Source organism: Oleiphilus sp. HI0067 (assembly GCF_001635735.1).
On record NZ_LWFI01000644.1, the window covers coordinates 1 to 405 of the forward strand.

The 405-nt window shown below is 46.7% G+C and carries 1 pseudogene; it reads right to left on the bottom strand.

Annotated elements, in window-relative coordinates:
• A pseudogene (locus tag A3739_RS07090) lies at window positions 1–405 on the bottom strand (argininosuccinate synthase domain-containing protein); the annotation flags it as partial.

Here is a 405-nt window from a genome sequence, read left to right on the forward strand (position 1 = left end):
GATCGTATGCACCAGCATCATCTTCAAATGTCGCGATGCTTTCGTCGAACAAGGTATCTTCTGACTTACGACCAACAACGATGACGTTGCCTTTGTAAAGTTTCAAACGCACAACACCGTTCACGTAAGTTTGTGTCTCGTCGATCAATGCTTGAAGCGCTTTACGCTCTGGTGACCACCAGTATCCGTTGTATACAAGCTCTGCATACTTAGGCATCACACTGTCTTTAAGGTGCGCAGCTTCTTTGTCTAGCGTGATTGATTCGATCGCACGGTGTGCTTTAAGCATGATGGTGCCACCAGGTGTCTCATAACAACCACGTGACTTCATACCAACATAACGGTTTTCTACGATGTCTAAACGACCAATGCCGTTTGCGCCACCCACTTCATTCAAGTGCGCTA